We start from the raw sequence: 16,546 nt of genomic DNA, 5'->3' as shown, positions 1-16,546 counted from the left end.
ACACCGCCTCCAGCCGCCGCCGCCCGCCCCCGGCCGCATAGCTGGCACAATGCCGCTGTCGCACGCTCGCAGGAAGCTGGTTTTGGAACGTCTCACCGCACGACAACTTTTCGACGGCGTCCACGAACGCATGGGGTTGCGCTGGGTGTCGGGCATGCGTGGCGAAGGGCGCGTGATCGAGCCCGGCGCCACCGCCACGCGCCGCCCGTCGCTGATCGGCTACCTGAACGTGATCTACCCCAACAAGGTGCAGATCATCGGTACCGAGGAGCTCAACTGGCTGGACGGTCTGGACTCGCGCCAGCGCTGGGAGGCGATGCACAAGATCGCCGCCTACCAGCCGGTGGCGCTGATCGTGACCAAGGACCAGACCATCCCTTCGGACCTGCGCGAAGTGGCCGAGGAAACCCACACGCCGCTGTGGATCAGCGCCAAGCGCGGCCATGAACTGCTGACCTGGATGCAATACCACCTGGCGCGCATGCTGGCGCCGCGGCTCACCCTGCACGGCGTGTTCCTGGAGGTGTTTTCCATCGGTGTGCTGATTACCGGCGAGTCCGGTTCCGGCAAGAGCGAACTGGCACTGGAACTGATCAGCCGCGGCCATCGCCTGGTTGCCGACGATGCCACCGAATTCACCCTGATTGCGCCGGACGTGATCGACGGCACCTGCCCCGAACTGCTGCAGGACCTGCTTGAGGTGCGTGGCCTGGGCGTGCTCAACGTACGCGAGATGTTCGGCCACACCGCCGTGAAGCATTCCAAGTACCTGCGCCTGGTGGTGCACCTGAAGCCGCTGCGCGAGGGCGAGGACATCGACGCGGCGACGCGCCTGACCGGCGATACCAGCCACCGCGAGATCCTGGAAGTGGCGGTGCCGATGATCACCATCCCGGTGGCCCCCGGCCGCAACCTGGCGGTACTGGTGGAGGCGGCGGTGCGGCACCATATGCTCAAGAGCAAGGGCATCGATCCCGCACAGACCTTTATCGACCGCCAGGCGCACCAGATGCGCCGGCTTCCGCCATGGTGAACCCAGTGAGCACCAACGACCCGACCCTTCCCCACGACCAGCCCGACCCGAACGCGGTGCACCTGGTGGTGCTCACGGGCATGTCCGGCGGCGGCAAGACCGTTGCGCTGCGCGCGCTGGAGGACCTGGAGTTCTATTGCGTCGACAACCTGCCCAGCGGGCTGCTGCCGCAGCTCGTGCAATCGGTGCGCCAGGACGGCGGCGGCCGCCGCCGTCGCATCGCCGTGGGCGTGGACGTGCGCAACCGCGGCGAGGATTTCGAGCACATGCCGCTGGTGCTCTCGGAACTGGCCGACGCTGGCGTACACGTGCACCTGGTGTTCATCGACTGCCGCGACGACGTGCTGATCAAGCGCTTCTCCGAGACCCGCCGCCGCCATCCGCTGGCACGCCGCGGGGTGTCGCTGGCCGACGCCATCGCCGAGGAACGCCGCCTGCTGCGCCCGCTGGTCGGCATCGCCGAGAAGGTGATCGATTCGAGCGACCTCAACGTGCACCAGCTGCGCCGGATGATCGCCACCGGCTATGCGGCGGCCACCGAGGGACTGACGCTGATGTTCCAGTCCTTCGCCTTCCGTCGCGGGCTGCCGCTGGACTCGGATTTCGTGTTCGACGCGCGTTGCCTGCCCAATCCGCACTGGCAGCCCAAGCTGCGCCCGCTTTCGGGCAAGGACGCGCCCGTGCGCGATTTCCTCGAGGCCGACCCGATGGTCAGCGAGTACTTCGCCGACACCGCGCGCTGGCTGGATGCCTGGCTGCCGCGCTTCGAGCAGGACGACCGCAGCTACGTCACCATCTCGGTCGGCTGCACCGGCGGCCGGCACCGCTCGGTGTACCTGGTCGAGCGGCTGTCCCGGCACTTCCGCGCCAAGCGCGAAGGCGTGCTGACCTTCCACCGCGAGCTCGAATGAACACGCCCGCATCCCCACGCACCGGCAAAAGCGCACCTGTGCGCGACCGCCACGCCGGCTTTGCGCAGGCGTCCCGGCGCGCCGTCGCATTCCGGTTGCGCACAGGTGCGTTCCTGCAGAAGGGCGCCGCGACGGTTGCCGCCCAACCGGCCGGGTTCTACCCATGAGCGTCGGCGTACTCCTGATGACCCACGAGGCCGTCGGCAAGGCACTGATCTCCGCCGCGCACCACGTCATGCCCAAGCTGCCGCTCAAGGTCGAGGCGGTGGAGGTGCCGGCGCACGCCGACCCCGACGTGATGCGCACGCTCACCGCGCACCACGCACGCGAACTGGACCAGGGCGACGGCGTGCTGGTGCTGGCCGACCTGTACGGCGCCACGCCCTGCAACATCGGCCTGTCGCTTACGGCGCTGGGGGTACGGTTGCGTTGTGTGTCCGGGCTCAACCTTCCCATGCTGCTGCGCGTGCTCAACTACGCCGAGAAGCCGCTGGACGAACTTGCACAGGTGGCCGCCCATGGCGGCCGCGGGGGAATCTTCATCGATCATGCTTGAACAAGACCTGGTGGTCTCCAACAAACTCGGCCTGCACGCGCGCGCCTCGGCCAAGCTGGTGCAATTGGTGCAAGGGCTGAAATCCACGGTGTGGCTTGTCAGCAGGGGCCGCGAGGTCAACGCGCAGAGCATCATGGGCGTGATGATGCTCTCGGCCGGCATGGGCACCCCGCTCACCGTCCGCGCCGAAGGTATCGACGAGGCCGAGGCCATCGCCGCCGTCGTGGCGCTGTTCGAGCGCAAGTTCGATGAGGGCGCGTGAGATGACGGGATCCGGCATTCGTGATCCCGGATGTGCAGACGCCGTGCGCCGCGGGTGCCGGCAGGCGTTGCCGCCGTCCGCTTTGCCGAATCCCATTGCCCACCGAGCCACCCCATGAGAGAGCTGCTGCCCGGTACCGCCGCATCCAGGGGCATGGCCCTGGGACGCGCGCGGCTGGTGCAGCCAAGCCGCTATCTCGTCGATACGCGGCCGCTGGCCGAGGACGAGATCGAGGGTGAGCTGGACAACCTCCACCGCGCGCTCGACACCGCGCGGCTGGAACTGCATGAACTGCGCGGCCGCCTGCATGGCGCGCTGGCACGCGAGGTCAACGAATTCATCGACGCGCACAGCTTGCTGCTGGACGACAAGGAGCTGCTGCGCGGGCTGGACGACCTGATCCGCATCGGCCACTACCGCGCCGGCGTGGCGCTGAAGAAGCAGCGCGACCGTCTGGCCAAGGTGTTCGAGGCCATGGACGACCCCTATCTGCGCAGCCGCCGCGAGGACGTCGACCAGGTCATCAACCGGGTGATCTCGGCGCTACAGCGCCAGACCAGCCGCGAGGAGCGCAAGCTCGCCGCGCGCGTGGGCGAGATCCTGGTCGCCGATACCATCGCGCCGGCGGACATGGCACACCTGGTCGGCAACGGTTTGCTGGGCGTGGTGGCAAGTTCGGGCAGCGCCTACTCGCATAGCGCGATTCTGGCACGCAGCCTGGACCTGCCGATGCTGGTCGGCGCGCGCGATGCGCTGGCCACCATCCACGACGACGACCTGATCCTGCTCGATGCCGAGCGCGGCGAGACCATCGTCCATCCCACCGCGCAGGACCTGGCGCGCTACCGCGCCTGGCAGCGCGAGGCAGCCGCCGAAGGCCGGCGGCTGGCCAAGCTCGCCAACGCGCCCACGCGCACCCGCGACGGCGTGCCGGTCAGGCTTTTCGCCAACGCCGAGACCTCCACCGACATAGCGCTTGCGCGCGCCCGCGGTGCCGACGGCGTGGGCCTGTACCGCACCGAATTCCTGTTCCTCAAGCACAAGGGGCTGCCCTCCGAGGACGAGCAGTTCAATGCCTACCGCGACCTGGTGCTGGGCATGGGCGGCCTGCCGGTGACCATCCGCACGCTGGACCTGGGCGCGGACAAGGCCGACGCCGCCGGCCTGGCCCTGCGCGGCGAGGACAACCCGGCGCTGGGCGTGCGCGGCGTGCGCCTGTCGCTGCGCTACCCGGCGGTATTCACCACCCAGATCCGCGCCATCCTGCGCGCCGCCTGCTACGGCCCGGTGCGCGTGCTGGTGCCGATGGTCACCCAGCCGGACGAGCTGATCGCCGTGCGCACGCTGTTCAAGCTGGCCCGCGAGGACCTGCAGCACGAGAACGTGGACCTGCCGGAAAAGCTGCCGCTGGGCGCCATGGTCGAAGTCCCCGCCGCCGCGCTCAACGTGCGTGCGCTGCTGGAACACGCCGACTTCCTGGCCATTGGCACCAACGACCTCGCGCAGTACGTGCTTGCCGCCGACCGCGGCAACGACGGCCTGGAAAACATCTACAACCCGCTGCAGCCGGCACTGCTGCGCCTGATCGCCTACGTCATCGCCGCCGGACGCCGCGCGAACAAGCCGGTGAGCCTGTGCGGCGAAATCGGCGGCGACGTCAACTTCACCGCCCTGCTGCTGGCTTTGGGCCTGTGCGAATACAGCATGCACCCCAGCCAGATCCTGCACGTGCGCGACCGCCTGGCCACGCTCGACCACGCCACGCTGCGTCGCCACGCCCCGCGGCTGATCCGCGCCCACACCCACGAGGACGTCGAGGCGCTGCTGGCGCAACTGGCCGAACAGGCCACGGACCCCTCGTAGGTACCTGCTGGCGAGGGGTTGCAGGACGAAAAAGGCCCGCATCGCTGCGGGCCTTTTCATCTGCGCCGACGTGACCTTTAGAACGGAATATCGTCGTCATCGAAGCTGCCGCCGCTCTCGGCCGGCGCTGGTGCGTTCTGGCGCGGGGCGTTGCCGTAATCGTTGCCGCCGCGCGACTGGCCACCACCGTAGCCGCCCTGGCGCTGGCCACCGCCCTGCGGACGCTCGCGGTAGCCGCCACCGCCGCCACCGCCGCCGCCTTCACCCATGCCGCCGAGCATCTGCATGTCGTTGGCGATGATGTCGGTGGAGTACTTCTCCACGCCGGCCTTGTCGGTGTACTTGTCGGTGCGCAGCGAACCTTCGATGTAGACCTGGCGGCCCTTCTTCAGGTATTCGCCGGCGATCTCGGCGAGCTTGCCGAACATCTTCACGCGGTGCCACTCGGTGCGTTCCTGCTTTTCGCCGGACTGCTTGTCGGTCCATTGCTCGGACGTGGCCACGCTGAGGCTGCACACCGGGGTGCCACCGCTGGTGTAGCGGACTTCCGGGTCCGCGCCCAGGTTGCCGACGATGATGACCTTGTTGATGCCGCGTGCCATGGGAATTCCTCGCTGTGCTGGCGGCCGGCGCGGGCGCCCGCCTTGTCATGGGTTCGCCGGCGCGGGGCCGGCGGCTCGACCCCTATCATAGCTGCCCGATCCCGCCGCGCACGCGGGCCGCTGTGAGACTTCGCCGCGCCGCGTTGAGCGAATCGGCCAGCGCCGGGGCGTCAGGCGACCTGCCCGGCGGCATCGAGCGCGGCGATGCGCCTGGCGCCGAACGCGACCAGCGGCAGCCACAGCAGCGTGGCGGCAGCCGCGCACAGGAACACGCCGCTGACCCCCAGCCGGCCCAGTGCGATGCCACCGATGGCGCCGCCGACGAAGGCGCCGATGAACTGGCTGGTCGAGTAGGCCCCCATCGCCGCGCCGCGCAGGTGCGCCGGCGCCAGCCGCGAGACCAGGCTCGGCAGCGCCGCCTCCAGCAGGTTGAAGGCCGAAAAGAATGCTGCCGCCGACACGCCCAGCCAGGCCAGGTGGCCACCGGACTGCGCAAATCCCAGCAGCGCCAGCCCGATCGCCGCCACGCACACCAGCGCGATGCGCAGGCTCTGGCCGATCTCCTTCATGCGATGCATTGAGGCCCCCATCACCAGGGCGGCGATCGTCATCACCGGCAGGTACAGCTCCCAGTGCCGTTCCACCGGCAGGTGCAGCCGCTCGACCAGCAGCAGCGGCAGCCCCACGAAACTGGCGGTCAGCAGCAGGTGCAGGAAAAACACCGACCCGTTGAGTACCATCAGCCGGCGGTCCCGCAGCATCGCCAGGACCCCGCCCAGGTTCGCCGCGGCGGGCGCCCGTGCCCGCTCGGGCGTGGGCACGATCAGCCATAGCAGCACCAGCGACGCCAGCGCCAGCAGCGAGGTGGCGCCGAACAATCCGGGCAGGCCGGCGACCGCTTCCAGCGGCGGTCCCAGGATCAGCGCCAGCAGGAACGCCACGCCGATCGAGACGCCGATGATCCCCATCACCTTGCCGCGCTGCTCCTCGCGGGTCAGGTCGGCCGCCAGCGCGGTGCCGGCGCCGGCCACCGCGCCCATGCCCTGCAGTGCGCGGCCGAGCACGATGCCCACCAGCGTGTGCGACAGCGCCGCCACCAGCCCGCCGACCGCGAAGATCAACAGGCCGATGGTGATCGCCGGCTTGCGCCCGACCCGGTCGGACAGCAGCCCCAGCGGAATCTGCAGCAATACCTGGCCCAGCCCGTACACACCCAGCGCCAGGCCGATCAGCAGGCCGGTGGCATCGGGCATCTGTTTGGCGTAAAGGGAGAACACCGGCATGATCAGGAACAGCCCGAACAGGCGCAGGCTGATCACGCAAGCCAGGGTCAGCGCACTGCGGCGCTCGAGGGGCGAGAGCTTGCTCACCGGGACGGCGGGGGGCGGAAAGGCATGGGCGCATTATACGTAGCGCCTCACGGACTCACTTGCGGCGCCATGTCGCGCCGCCGCTCGGCCAAGCGGTGGCCCTATAATCGCCCGTCTTGCCCTCCCCGGACAGCCATGCAACCGATGCCCGCCGACGCCAGCCGAACCGCCGACTTCGCCGCCGTGCGCGAACTGGCCGCCGCCGACATGCAGCGCGTCGACGCGCTGATCCGCGCGCGGCTGGCATCCGACGTGGTGCTGATCAACCAGATCGCCGACCACATCATCGCCGGCGGCGGCAAGCGACTGCGCCCCATGCTCCACGTGCTGGCCGCCGGCGCCGCCGGCTACGCGGGCGCGCAGCACATCAAGCTGGCCGCGGTGATCGAGTTCATCCATACCTCCACGCTGCTGCACGACGACGTGGTCGACGAGTCCGACCTGCGCCGCGGGCGCAAGACCGCCAATGCCCTGTGGGGCAACGCCGCCAGCGTGCTGGTGGGCGACTTCCTCTACTCGCGCTCGTTCCAGTTGATGGTGGAGCTGGACGACATGCGGGTGATGCGCATCCTCGCCGACACCACCAACACCATCGCCGAGGGCGAGGTGCTTCAACTGCTCAACATCGGCAATGCCGACGTGGACGAGGCCGCGTACCTGGCGGTGATCGAACGCAAGACCGCGGTGTTGTTCGCCGCCGCCACCGAACTGGGCGGCCTGTTGGGCGGCCTGCCGGCCGACCGCGTCGCCGCGCTGCGCCGCTATGGCATGGAGCTGGGCTACGCCTTCCAGATCGCCGACGACCTGCTCGACTACACCAGCGACGCCGACACCCTGGGCAAGAACGTCGGCGACGATCTGGCCGAGGGCAAGCCGACCTTGCCGGTGATCTACGCGCTCAAGCACGCGACCGCCGAGGAAACGCAGGCGATGCGCCAGGCGATCGAGCACGGCGACCTCAGCGCACTGGACCGCGTACTCGCCACGATCCGCCGCAGCGGCGCACTGGAGCGCACGCACGAGCGCGCGGTGGCGCACGCCGACGCCGCACGCGCCGCGCTGGCCGCCCTGCCCGCCTCGCCCTATCGCGAGGCGCTCGATGCGCTGGCCGCCTACGCGGTCGAGCGCCGCGCTTAAGGCGCATGCGCGGCGTGCCACCGGCCGCCGCGACACGTCCGCCACAGGGCGCGGCGTCTTTACCCGATTGCCGCTGATCCCTATGGCTCGCCGTCCGACCAAGCCACAGCCGCACCACCGCAGCCGAAGTATCCTGGCCACCGCGCTGCTGATGCTGGTCCTGCTGGCGCCCTGCGCCCTTCGCGCCGCCACGGCACCGCCCCCACCGTCCGGCTGGGCGCGCTGGGACAGCCCCGCCTTCCAGCATCTGACCGTGCGTGATGGCCTGCCACACGCCACCACGACCGCCTTCGCGCAGGACTCGAAGGGCCTGATGTGGATCGGCACCTTCGGCGGCCTGGTGCGCTACGACGGCTACCGCGTGCAGGTGTTCCGCCAGACGGGGGACAACAGCGGGCCGCCGGACAACTACATCCGCGTGCTGCAGACGGCCGCCGACGGCAGCCTGATCGTCGGCACGTCCTCCGGCGGGCTGGCGCGGTTCGATCCGCATGGCAACCGTTTCGACGTCTACGACGCATCGCCCGCGCATGGCACCGGCCCGCGCATCCTGGCGCTTGCGCCGGACGTCGCGGGCGGCTTCTGGATTGGCAACCAGAACGGGCTCAGCCATCTGCGCGCGGACCTGCACACCATCGAGCGCTCGCCACCGGATGCCGGGCTGCCCCCGCCCGGCGTGCCCGTGTTCTCGGTACGACAGGACCACCGCGGCAACCTGTGGGTCGGTAGCGGCCAGGGCCTGTACCTGCGCCGCGCCGGCGCCGCACGATTCGTCCGCTTCGACACCGGCGACACGCCGGCGCGGCGCGTGCTGGCCGCGGACATCTGGGCATTGCGCGAGGACCCGGCCGGCAACCTGTGGGTCGGCAGTGGCACCCGCGGCGTGGCGGTGATCGGCCCGCGCGGCCAGGCGCACGTGCCGGCCGGGCTGGACGGCGACGCGCCGGCGATCCAGCACCGCACCATCCGCGACATCCTGGCCACCGCCGACGGGCGGATGTGGATCGCCACCGATGGTGTGGGCATCGCCGTGTACGACCCGGCCAGCGGCGCACTGAACACCCTGCGGCACGACAACGCGCGTCCCGGTTCGCCAGGCGGCAACATCGTGCGCGCGCTGTTCCTGGACCGCTCCGACGGGTTGTGGGCAGCCACCGAGATCGACGCCTCGCGCTGCGACACGCGCCCGACCATCGTGCATACGCTGGACGGCCTGGCGCTGTCCGGCCAGTCCGAAGCGGGCTTCGACGAGAACGTGCGCAGCGTGCACACCGGCCACGATGGCGTGGTCTGGCTTGGCTTCAATCGCGGCCGCATCGCCGCGGTCGATCCCCGCAGCGGGCGCATCCGCCGGCTGACCCTGGGCGGCGCGCAGCAGGACCAGGACGTGCGCGCGATCGCCACGCTCGCCGACGGACGCATCGTGGCCGGCGCGCGCGGGCTGGTCACGATCGATCCGGTGTCGCTGGCGGTCCGTCCGTGGCCGATCGCCGACCTCGACACTCGGCCGATCCTGGCGCTGGCGCGCTGGCGCGATGCATTGCTGGTGGGCACCTACAACGGCCTCTACCGGATCGACCGCGACGGGCAGGTCACGCATGACCTGCACGCGCCCGGCGACCCGCGCAGCCTGGTCGACAACCAGGTGCGCAACATCGCCCCGCTGCCCGACGGCAGCGTGTGGATCGCCACCAGCGGCGGCATCAGCATCCTGCGTCCAGGCGCGCACGGCTTCGACAACCTCGTGCACATCGACGGCGATCCGGAGAGCCTGCCGCAGAACTACACCGGCTCGATCGTCACGGCGCACGGGCGCATCTGGATCGGCACCTACGGCGGGCTTGCCTCCACCCCGGCCGCGCCGCCCGGCCCCCGCGGCTACCGCTTCGAAGTGCTGCGCGGCAGCGACGGCCTGGGCAGCGACAACGTCGCCAGCGTGCTGGCCGACCGCCAGGGCCGGTTGTGGATCGCCACCGCCAGCGGGCTGGCCGTCTACGAGCCCGGGCGCGGGCGCATCCGCAGCCTGGGCGAACGCGACGGCCTCGCCGCGCGCTTCTACAACCACCGCACCGCCACGCTGGGGCCTTCCGGCGAACTGCTGTTCGGCGGCCTCGGCGGCCTCACCGCGATCGACCCGGCGCCGCAGGCGCGCCCGCGCCAGCCCGATGCGCCACTGGCGGTGACCGAGGCCCGACGCGACGGCATCCCGCTGCCCTACGCCGCGCTGCCGACCGCGCAGCGGCCACTGCGCCTGGATGGCGTGCACGCGCTGCGGCTGGACTTCGCCTTGCTCGACTACACCGCCAGCGCCGACGTGCGCTACCGCTATCGCCTGGATGGCTTCGACGCGCAGTGGACCGGACTCGATGCCGGCGTGCCGCCGGCCGCCGCGTTCACCAACCTCCCCGGCGGCAGCTACCGATTGTGGCTGCAGGCGGCCATCCCCGGCCTGCATGCCCGCACGGTGCAGAGCGTGATCCCGATCGAAGTGCGCGGACGCTGGTATGAGCGCGGCTGGGTGCGCCTGGCGCTGGCCCTGTGCGGTGTCGCGTTGGTCTACCTGCTGGTACGCCTGCGCACGCGCTATCTGCTCGCCCGCGCCAACCGCCTCGCGCGACTGGTGCAGGAACGCACGCGCGAGTTGCAGGAAGCCAACGAGCGCCTCAACCGCCTGGCCGGTATCGACGAGCTGACCGGCCTGCTCAACCGCCGCGAACTGATGCACCAGGTGGAGCTGGCGCGCGAACGGGCCCTGAGCGACGGCACGCCGCTATCGATCCTGATGCTCGACCTGGATGCCTTCAAGGCACTCAATGACACCCACGGGCACCAGGCCGGCGATGCCGCGCTGCAGGCTGCCGCCGCGCGCGTGGCGGCACTGTGCACGGGCGCGGACAGGCTTGGCCGCTATGGCGGCGAGGAGCTGATGGCGGTGCTTCCGGCGACCGACCTGGCCGCGGCGCTGCCGCGTGCCGAGGCGATGCGGCTGGCCATCGAAACGGCGGCGCTGGAGTGGGCCGGGGCACCGCTTCCATTGACTACCAGTATCGGCGTCGCGCAACTGGAGGCGGGCGAACGCACGCACGAACTGGTCGCGCGCGCCGACGCTGCGCTCTACCGGGCCAAGCGCAGCGGCCGCAACCGCGTCGCCGCCGCACCGTAGGCACGGCGCTCGCAGACGCTGCGCCGGACGCCGCGGGGCGGACTTCTTCCACCGCTCCGCACAACACGGCCGGCCGGCTGAAGCCCACTCTGCTGCATACGGCGACTGGCGCGATTACGACCGGTTGGCGAAAGCCGCGTCCAGCCAGTCGTGCATCATGCGATAGCTGCGTGCGGCGGCGCGGGCGTCGTACTTGCAACCCGACGAGTTCTCACCCATCTCGGTGAAGCAGTGCACCGCGTTGCCGAGCACCACGAACTGCCAGTCGGCATCGCTGGCGCGCATCTCGTCCATGAACGCATCCGCATCCGGCATGGTGCCCTTGTCGTCGGCGCCGTTCAGCGCCAGCACGCGCGCCTTGAAATTGTCCGGCAGCGCCGGCTGGCCCGCGGCCAGCCCGCCGTGGAAGGACACCACGGCGGCCACGTCGGCCCCGCTGCGTGCCAGGTCCAGCACGGCCGAACCACCGAAACAGAAGCCGATCGCGCCGAGCTCGCCGGTATCCAGCGGCGCGCTACCTGCCTGCGCCTTCAGTTGTGCCAGTGCCGTGTTCACGCGCCGGCGCATCAGCGCGCGATCGGCGTAAAGCGGCTGGACCGCCGCCCTGGCCTGCTCGTCGCTGCTCGGACGCACGTCCCGGCCGTACATGTCGGTCAGCAGGATCACGTACTTCTTGCCGGCGATCATTTCGGCCTTGCTGATCGCCTGGTCATTCACGCCATACCAGTTGGGCACCATGACCAGGCCGGGACGCTTGCCGGCAGCCGCGTCGTCGTAGACCAGCACGCTGTGGAAACGGGTACCGCCGTCGGTCCATTCCACCGCGCGGTGCACCATCTTCGCCGAGGCGGCGAAGGCCAGGGAGAGCAAAAGCAAGGCGAACAGGATGCGACGCATGGCAGCGGCTCCGGTTAGGTTGGGCTGGCGCTCCGCGCCGGATTCCACGGGCATCCGGCCCGCAGTTGCGTATCAGCGCCCGGCGGCGTGCGCGGCAAGCCGGCGCTTGAGCGGCGCCAGGCGGTCGACCAGCCTCACGCCCAGTGCGCGCGCGGCCACCAGCGGTGGCGCCTGCCAGGCGTAGATGCGCGCCAGCGCATCGAAGCCACGGGCATCCAGCGTGTCGGCACTGTGGCGGCGACGCGCATAGCGGCGCAACACGTGCGGCGCGGCGATGTCGCGACCGGCCGCGCGCGCGGCCACCAGCGTGTCGCGCAGCTCGGCCACGTCGCGCAGGCCCAAGTTGACGCCCTGGCCGGCCAGCGGGTGCACCGCGTGCGCCGCGTCGCCCAGCAGCACCAGGCGCTCGGCCTGGTAGCGGTCGGCCAGTTGCAGCTTGAGCGGGAACGCGGCGCGGCGGGTGGTCGAGAGCACCGGTCCCAGCCGGAAATCGCTGGCCACGCCGAGTTCGGCGCAGAACGCCGCATCGTCCAGCGCAAGCACGCGCTGTGCCTCGGCCTCGGGCAGCGACCACACGATCGAGCTGCGTCCATCGGCCAGCGGCAGCAACGCCAGCGGGCCGCCGGGCAGGAAACGCTGCCATGCGGTGTGCTGGTGCGGCCGCTCGGTGGCCACGTGCGCGACCACGCCGCGCTGGCCGTAGTCGTGCCCATGCGTTTCCAGGCCGGCGAGTTGGCGCAACGGCGAGCCGGCGCCGTCGGCGGCGACCAACAGGCGGGCTGAAAGGCCGGGATTCGGGATTCGGGATTCGGGATTCGAAAGCCCATCACCCGCCAGATCGAGGGTGATGCGGTCGGCGTGGGCCTGGAAGCCGGTCACTTGTGCCGGGCAGTGGCGTTGTACGCCGGCGGCCTCCAGTGCCTGCCACAGCGTCCACTGCACCAGGCTGTTCTCGGCAATCCAGCCAAGCCAGGCGCGGCCTTCGGCGGTGGCGTCGAATTCGATGGCCGCGCCGCTGCGTGCGTCCCAGACGTGCATGCGCGCGTAGGATGCGGCGCGACGTTCGCGGATGGACGCCCAGACGTCCAGACTGTCAAGCAAGGCAACCGACGAGGGCGCCAGGCCGACCACGCGCAGGTCGACCTCGTCTTCGGCCCGCCAGGGGGCCGGTGGACGGGCTTCCAGCAGCGCGGTGGAAAAGCCCGCGCGAGCCAATGCCAGTGCCGCGGCGGCGCCGACCATCCCGCCGCCGACCACCGCGACGTCGAGCAGCGACCCGCGGAGGCGCGATGCCGGACGGGCCGCGCTCACGGCGTGCGCTCCAGCACCGCGTGCGGCGGCTCGCCGCGGAACCCCATGCCGCGGCGGAGCAGCGCGTCCTTCAGCGGCGGTACGCGGTCGCAGGCGAGCAGGGCCAGCGAACGCAACGGCCCCAGCAATGGCTGCGGCAGGCAGGCCAGCCGCACCAGGCCGTGGCTCATGGACATGGTGCCTTCGCGATCGGGCGCGCGGCGCGCGGCATAGCTGGCGAGCAATGAGGCGTGGCCGGGGTCGGTCGAGCCGGCCACCAGCTCGGCCAGGGTCAGTGCATCGCGCAGGCCCAGATTGAAGCCCTGTGCGCCGATCGGGTGCACGGTCTGCGCCGCGTTGCCTACCAGCACCGCGCGCGGTGCGGTGAGGCGTTCGGCGGCGACGCGCTGGATCGCATAGGGAAACCGCTTGCCCGGGCGGCCCAGCCGGCCCAGCCGCCAGCCAAAGCGGCGCTGCGCCAGCGCCAGGTAATCGGCATCGTCCATCGCCGCCACCGCGCCCGCCTGCGTGCCCGGCACGGTGAGTACCAGGCCGCAGCGACGCCCAGCCAGAGGCAACAGCGCGACCGGGCCTTCGTCGCTGAAGCGTTCGAAAGCGCGATGGGCGTGGTCGCGTTCGGGCGTCACGGTGGAAACGAACAGGGTCTGGCCGTAGTCGTGCGTTTCCGCGGCGATACCCAGGCGATCGCGCACGAACGAGCCGGTACCGTCGGCACCTACCAGCAGCGGCGTATCGACGTGACGCACCCCTTCGGCGGTGCGCACCTGCGCACGCCAGCCATCGGTCAGCGGTTCGAGGGCCTCCAGCGTCGCTGGCGCGAGCCGCTCGAGCCGGCTGCACTCGCCCAGCCGGCGCAGCAGCGCGCCGCCCAGTTCGCGTGCCGGCAGCGTCCAGCCCAGTGCGTCGACGCCGGCGTCGCTCGCCTGAAGTCGCACGCTGCCGAATTCGCCGGCGCGGCTGACGTGGATGTGCTCGATCGGCGTGGCGTCGCGGCGCGCGTGCGTCCAGACGCCGATCGCGTCCAGGCCGTTGACGGTGGCGCGGGCCAGCGCCAGGTTGCGCTCGTCGTAGCTCGGTTGTGCGTCGGTGCGCGGCGCGGCCGCCTCGACCAGCATCGCGTCGACGCCGGCCGCATCCAGCGCGATCGCCAGGCTGGCGCCGACCAGGCCGCCACCGACGATCAGCACGGGCCCGCGGGAAGGGGAAGAAGCAGTCATGGGCGGATGATACGGCTGAACACGCAGGCGTCGCATGGCCCGGTCGGGCTTGGGCTAAACTAGCCGTCCGTTTTTTTGTCACGCTCTTTCCACTCTCGCCGCCTGCATACGGAGCACCTTCATGGCTATGACTCAGACCCAGCGCCTCGGCATCTTCCTGGCACTCGCCCTGGTGATGGGCCTTACCCGCGGTGCGGTGCACATCCACCATTTCGAGGCGTTCCCGGATGCGTCCTGGGGCGTGTTCTTCCTGGCCGGTTTCTGGCTGAGCGGCGCCGGCCGCTGGGCGTTCCCGCTGCTGATGGCCGAGGCGGTGCTGGTCGATTATCTGGTGATCTCCGGCCAGGGCCTGAATTTCTGGAGCCATTACTGCGTCTCGCCGGCGTACTGGTTCCTGGCCGCCGCCTATGGCGCGCTGTGGCTGGGCGGCAGCTGGCTGGCCCGCCGCCAGGCCGGCCTGAAACTTTCCACCGCCGGCCTGGCCGTGGCCGCGCTGCTGGCCAGCGAGGCGGTCTGCTTCGTGGTCTCCAACGGCAGCTTCTACTGGCTGAGCGACAGCGTGCCGGCGCCGCGCAGCCTGGCCGCCTGGTTCGAGAACATGGGCGACTGGTACCTGCCGTTCCTGCAGGTGACCGCGCTGTACGTCGGCCTGGGCGCGGTGCTGCACGTGCTGGTAGCCCAACTCACCCGCGCGCTCGCACACGCCGGCCAGACGCACTGATGGGCAACCGCCTGTCGAAGATCTACACGCGAACCGGCGACGACGGCAGCACCGGGCTGGGCGACGGTTCGCGGGTGCCGAAGGATTCGGCCCGCGTGGCCGCCTACGGCACGGTCGACGAACTCAACAGCACGATCGGCATGGTGCTCGCCTGCGACGATGTTCCGGCGGAGGTGCGCGAGGCACTGACGCAGGTGCAGCACGAGCTGTTCGACCTTGGCGGGGAGCTGTGCATCCCCGGCATGGCGATGATCCAGGACGCCGACATCGCGCGACTGGAGACGGTACTCGACGGCTTCAACGAACCGCTGCCCCCGCTGAAGGACTTCATCCTGCCCGGCGGCGGCATGGCCGCGGCCAGTTGCCACCTCGCGCGCACGGTGTGCCGTCGCGCCGAACGCGGGGTGATCGCGCTGGCCCGTGCCGAAACGGTGCGGCCGCAGCCGCAGCGCTATCTCAACCGGCTGTCGGACCTGTTGTTCGTGATCTGCCGCGTGCTCGCGCGCGCCGGCGGCCATGGCGAGGTGATCTGGCAGCACGAGCGCCGTCCGCGGAGCTGAATCCGGCATGCTGCGGCTCTACACCCACGCGGCATGCCTGCAGCACGATCCCGGCCCCGGCCACCCCGAATCGCCCGCGCGGCTGCATGCCGTACTGGCCGCGCTCGACCGCGACCGCTTCGCCGCACTGGACCGGATCGAAGCGTCGCGCGCCAGCGTCAAGGCACTCGAGCGCGTGCATGATCCGGCGTACGTGGCGCGCATTCTCTCCAGCGCCCCGGCCGATGGCCTGCGGCGGCTGGACGAAGACACCCTGATGTCGCCGGCTTCCGCCGAGGCCGCGTTGCGTGCCGCGGGGGCCGTTACGGCGGCGGTCGATGCGGTGCTGAGCAGCAACGCCAGCCGCGCGTTCTGCGCGGTACGTCCGCCCGGCCACCATGCCACCGGCACGCGCGCGATGGGCTTCTGCCTGTTCAACAATGTCGCCGTGGGCGCGGCGCACGCACTGGCCGAACACGGGCTGGAGCGCATGGCGATTGCCGATTTCGACGTGCATCACGGCAACGGCACGCAGGACATCTTCGCCGGCGAGCCGCGCGTGCTGTTCGCCTCCAGCCACCAGTCGCCGCTGTATCCGGGCAGCGGTGGCGTGGAGGAAACCGGCGCGGGCAACCTGGTCAACGCGCCGTTGCCGTCGGGCACCGGCCCGGCGGCGTTCCGGCAGGCCTGGGAAGATCGCCTGCTGCCGCGCCTGGACGCCTTCCGGCCGCAACTGCTGCTGGTCTCCGCCGGCTTCGACGGCCACCGCGCCGATCCGCTGGCGCAGTGGCGCCTGGATGCGGACGATTACGCCTGGCTCACCACGCGCCTTGTCGAGGTCGCGCGCGCCCATGCGGGCGGCCGCATCGTGTCGACTCTGGAAGGTGGCTACGACCTCCAGGCCCTGGCTGCCAGCGCTGCCGCGCACGCCGCCGCGCTGATGGATTGAGCGCGTCCGCCGTGC

Annotated in this window: 15 protein-coding genes; 10 read left to right on the top strand and 5 right to left on the bottom strand. The window is 70.8% G+C overall.

Annotation, left to right across the window (positions count from 1 at the left end; translation table 11 throughout):
* Positions 1–130 precede the first annotated feature (130 nt).
* From hprK to ptsP, 5 genes are all read left to right on the top strand, one after another.
* The gene (hprK, locus tag OSC30_RS09660) at positions 131–1,033 is read left to right on the top strand and encodes an HPr(Ser) kinase/phosphatase (RefSeq protein WP_425474740.1); all 903 of its coding nucleotides are present in this window, start codon (positions 131–133) and stop codon (positions 1,031–1,033) included.
* A complete protein-coding gene (gene rapZ, locus OSC30_RS09655) occupies positions 1,027–1,944 on the top strand; it encodes an RNase adapter RapZ (RefSeq protein WP_267171630.1) in 918 nt (305 codons plus the stop codon). The genes hprK and rapZ overlap by 7 nt, the downstream gene beginning before the upstream one ends.
* Positions 1,945–2,107: 163 nt before the next feature.
* Positions 2,108–2,500: a PTS sugar transporter subunit IIA gene (locus tag OSC30_RS09650; RefSeq protein WP_267171629.1), complete on the top strand. Its 393-nt coding sequence runs from the start codon at positions 2,108–2,110 to the stop codon at positions 2,498–2,500.
* Positions 2,493–2,762, top strand: a complete 270-nt coding sequence (locus OSC30_RS09645) for an HPr family phosphocarrier protein (RefSeq protein WP_267171628.1) — start codon at positions 2,493–2,495, stop codon at positions 2,760–2,762. The genes OSC30_RS09650 and OSC30_RS09645 overlap by 8 nt, the downstream gene beginning before the upstream one ends.
* Positions 2,763–2,876: 114 nt before the next feature.
* Positions 2,877–4,625, top strand: coding sequence for a phosphoenolpyruvate--protein phosphotransferase (ptsP, locus tag OSC30_RS09640; protein ID WP_267171627.1), 1,749 nt, complete (start codon positions 2,877–2,879; stop codon positions 4,623–4,625).
* Positions 4,626–4,702: 77 nt separating this feature from the next.
* Here the strand turns inward: ptsP and ssb are convergent, their stop codons facing one another.
* On the bottom strand, positions 4,703–5,227 hold the full coding sequence (gene ssb, locus OSC30_RS09635; protein ID WP_267171626.1) for a single-stranded DNA-binding protein: 525 nt from the start codon (positions 5,225–5,227) through the stop codon (positions 4,703–4,705).
* 170 nt (positions 5,228–5,397) lie between these two features.
* Positions 5,398–6,597, bottom strand: coding sequence for an MFS transporter (locus tag OSC30_RS09630; protein ID WP_267171625.1), 1,200 nt, complete (start codon positions 6,595–6,597; stop codon positions 5,398–5,400).
* A gap of 135 nt (positions 6,598–6,732) precedes the next feature.
* On the opposite strand from OSC30_RS09630, the gene OSC30_RS09625 reads away from it, so the two are divergent.
* Both OSC30_RS09625 and OSC30_RS09620 read left to right on the top strand, forming a co-directional pair.
* Positions 6,733–7,734 (top strand): polyprenyl synthetase family protein, encoded by a 1,002-nt coding sequence (locus OSC30_RS09625; RefSeq protein WP_267171624.1) that lies wholly within the window; start codon positions 6,733–6,735, stop codon positions 7,732–7,734.
* A gap of 82 nt (positions 7,735–7,816) precedes the next feature.
* Complete coding sequence (locus OSC30_RS09620) at positions 7,817–10,897, top strand: diguanylate cyclase (protein ID WP_267171623.1); 3,081 nt, start codon at positions 7,817–7,819, stop codon at positions 10,895–10,897.
* Between the two features lie 114 nt (positions 10,898–11,011).
* On the opposite strand, the gene OSC30_RS09615 is transcribed toward OSC30_RS09620, so the two are convergent.
* From OSC30_RS09615 to ubiH, 3 genes are all read right to left on the bottom strand, one after another.
* Entirely contained in the window at positions 11,012–11,794 is a 783-nt protein-coding gene (locus OSC30_RS09615; protein ID WP_267171622.1) for a dienelactone hydrolase family protein, read from the bottom strand.
* A gap of 72 nt (positions 11,795–11,866) precedes the next feature.
* The gene (locus OSC30_RS09610; RefSeq protein ID WP_267171621.1) at positions 11,867–13,105 is read right to left on the bottom strand and encodes a UbiH/UbiF/VisC/COQ6 family ubiquinone biosynthesis hydroxylase; all 1,239 of its coding nucleotides are present in this window, start codon (positions 13,103–13,105) and stop codon (positions 11,867–11,869) included.
* Positions 13,102–14,322: a 2-octaprenyl-6-methoxyphenyl hydroxylase gene (gene ubiH / locus OSC30_RS09605; RefSeq protein WP_267171620.1), complete on the bottom strand. Its 1,221-nt coding sequence runs from the start codon at positions 14,320–14,322 to the stop codon at positions 13,102–13,104. The genes OSC30_RS09610 and ubiH overlap by 4 nt, the downstream gene beginning before the upstream one ends.
* Positions 14,323–14,443: 121 nt before the next feature.
* Here ubiH and OSC30_RS09600 point away from each other — a divergent pair, with 121 nt between their 5' ends.
* The 3 genes from OSC30_RS09600 to OSC30_RS09590 are packed head-to-tail and all read left to right on the top strand — an operon-like array spanning position 14,444 to position 16,531.
* A complete protein-coding gene (locus OSC30_RS09600) occupies positions 14,444–15,043 on the top strand; it encodes a hypothetical protein (protein WP_267171619.1) in 600 nt (199 codons plus the stop codon).
* Complete coding sequence (locus tag OSC30_RS09595; protein WP_267171618.1) at positions 15,043–15,603, top strand: cob(I)yrinic acid a,c-diamide adenosyltransferase; 561 nt, start codon at positions 15,043–15,045, stop codon at positions 15,601–15,603. The genes OSC30_RS09600 and OSC30_RS09595 overlap by 1 nt, the downstream gene beginning before the upstream one ends.
* 10 nt (positions 15,604–15,613) lie before the next feature.
* Entirely contained in the window at positions 15,614–16,531 is a 918-nt protein-coding gene (locus OSC30_RS09590; RefSeq protein ID WP_267171702.1) for a histone deacetylase family protein, read from the top strand.
* Positions 16,532–16,546: the final 15 nt, after the last annotated feature.

Source organism: Frateuria hangzhouensis, assembly GCF_026410505.1.
GTDB lineage: Bacteria > Pseudomonadota > Gammaproteobacteria > Xanthomonadales > Rhodanobacteraceae > Frateuria_A > Frateuria_A hangzhouensis.
The sequence above is the reverse complement of the archived record's forward strand: the minus strand, read 5'-3'. Positions and strand labels throughout refer to the sequence as shown.

Coding starts and splice junctions, on each gene's coding strand:
- OSC30_RS09615 (WP_267171622.1), bottom strand. CDS start 11,794: ATGCGTCGCATCCTGTTCGCCTTGCTTTTGCTCTCCCTGGCCTTCGCC.
- OSC30_RS09620 (WP_267171623.1), top strand. CDS start 7,817: ATGGCTCGCCGTCCGACCAAGCCACAGCCGCACCACCGCAGCCGAAGT.
- ptsP (WP_267171627.1), top strand. CDS start 2,877: ATGAGAGAGCTGCTGCCCGGTACCGCCGCATCCAGGGGCATGGCCCTG.
- OSC30_RS09595 (WP_267171618.1), top strand. CDS start 15,043: ATGGGCAACCGCCTGTCGAAGATCTACACGCGAACCGGCGACGACGGC.
- ubiH (WP_267171620.1), bottom strand. CDS start 14,322: ATGACTGCTTCTTCCCCTTCCCGCGGGCCCGTGCTGATCGTCGGTGGC.
- OSC30_RS09645 (WP_267171628.1), top strand. CDS start 2,493: ATGCTTGAACAAGACCTGGTGGTCTCCAACAAACTCGGCCTGCACGCG.
- OSC30_RS09650 (WP_267171629.1), top strand. CDS start 2,108: ATGAGCGTCGGCGTACTCCTGATGACCCACGAGGCCGTCGGCAAGGCA.
- rapZ (WP_267171630.1), top strand. CDS start 1,027: ATGGTGAACCCAGTGAGCACCAACGACCCGACCCTTCCCCACGACCAG.
- OSC30_RS09625 (WP_267171624.1), top strand. CDS start 6,733: ATGCAACCGATGCCCGCCGACGCCAGCCGAACCGCCGACTTCGCCGCC.
- hprK (WP_425474740.1), top strand. CDS start 131: ATGGGGTTGCGCTGGGTGTCGGGCATGCGTGGCGAAGGGCGCGTGATC.
- ssb (WP_267171626.1), bottom strand. CDS start 5,227: ATGGCACGCGGCATCAACAAGGTCATCATCGTCGGCAACCTGGGCGCG.
- OSC30_RS09600 (WP_267171619.1), top strand. CDS start 14,444: ATGGCTATGACTCAGACCCAGCGCCTCGGCATCTTCCTGGCACTCGCC.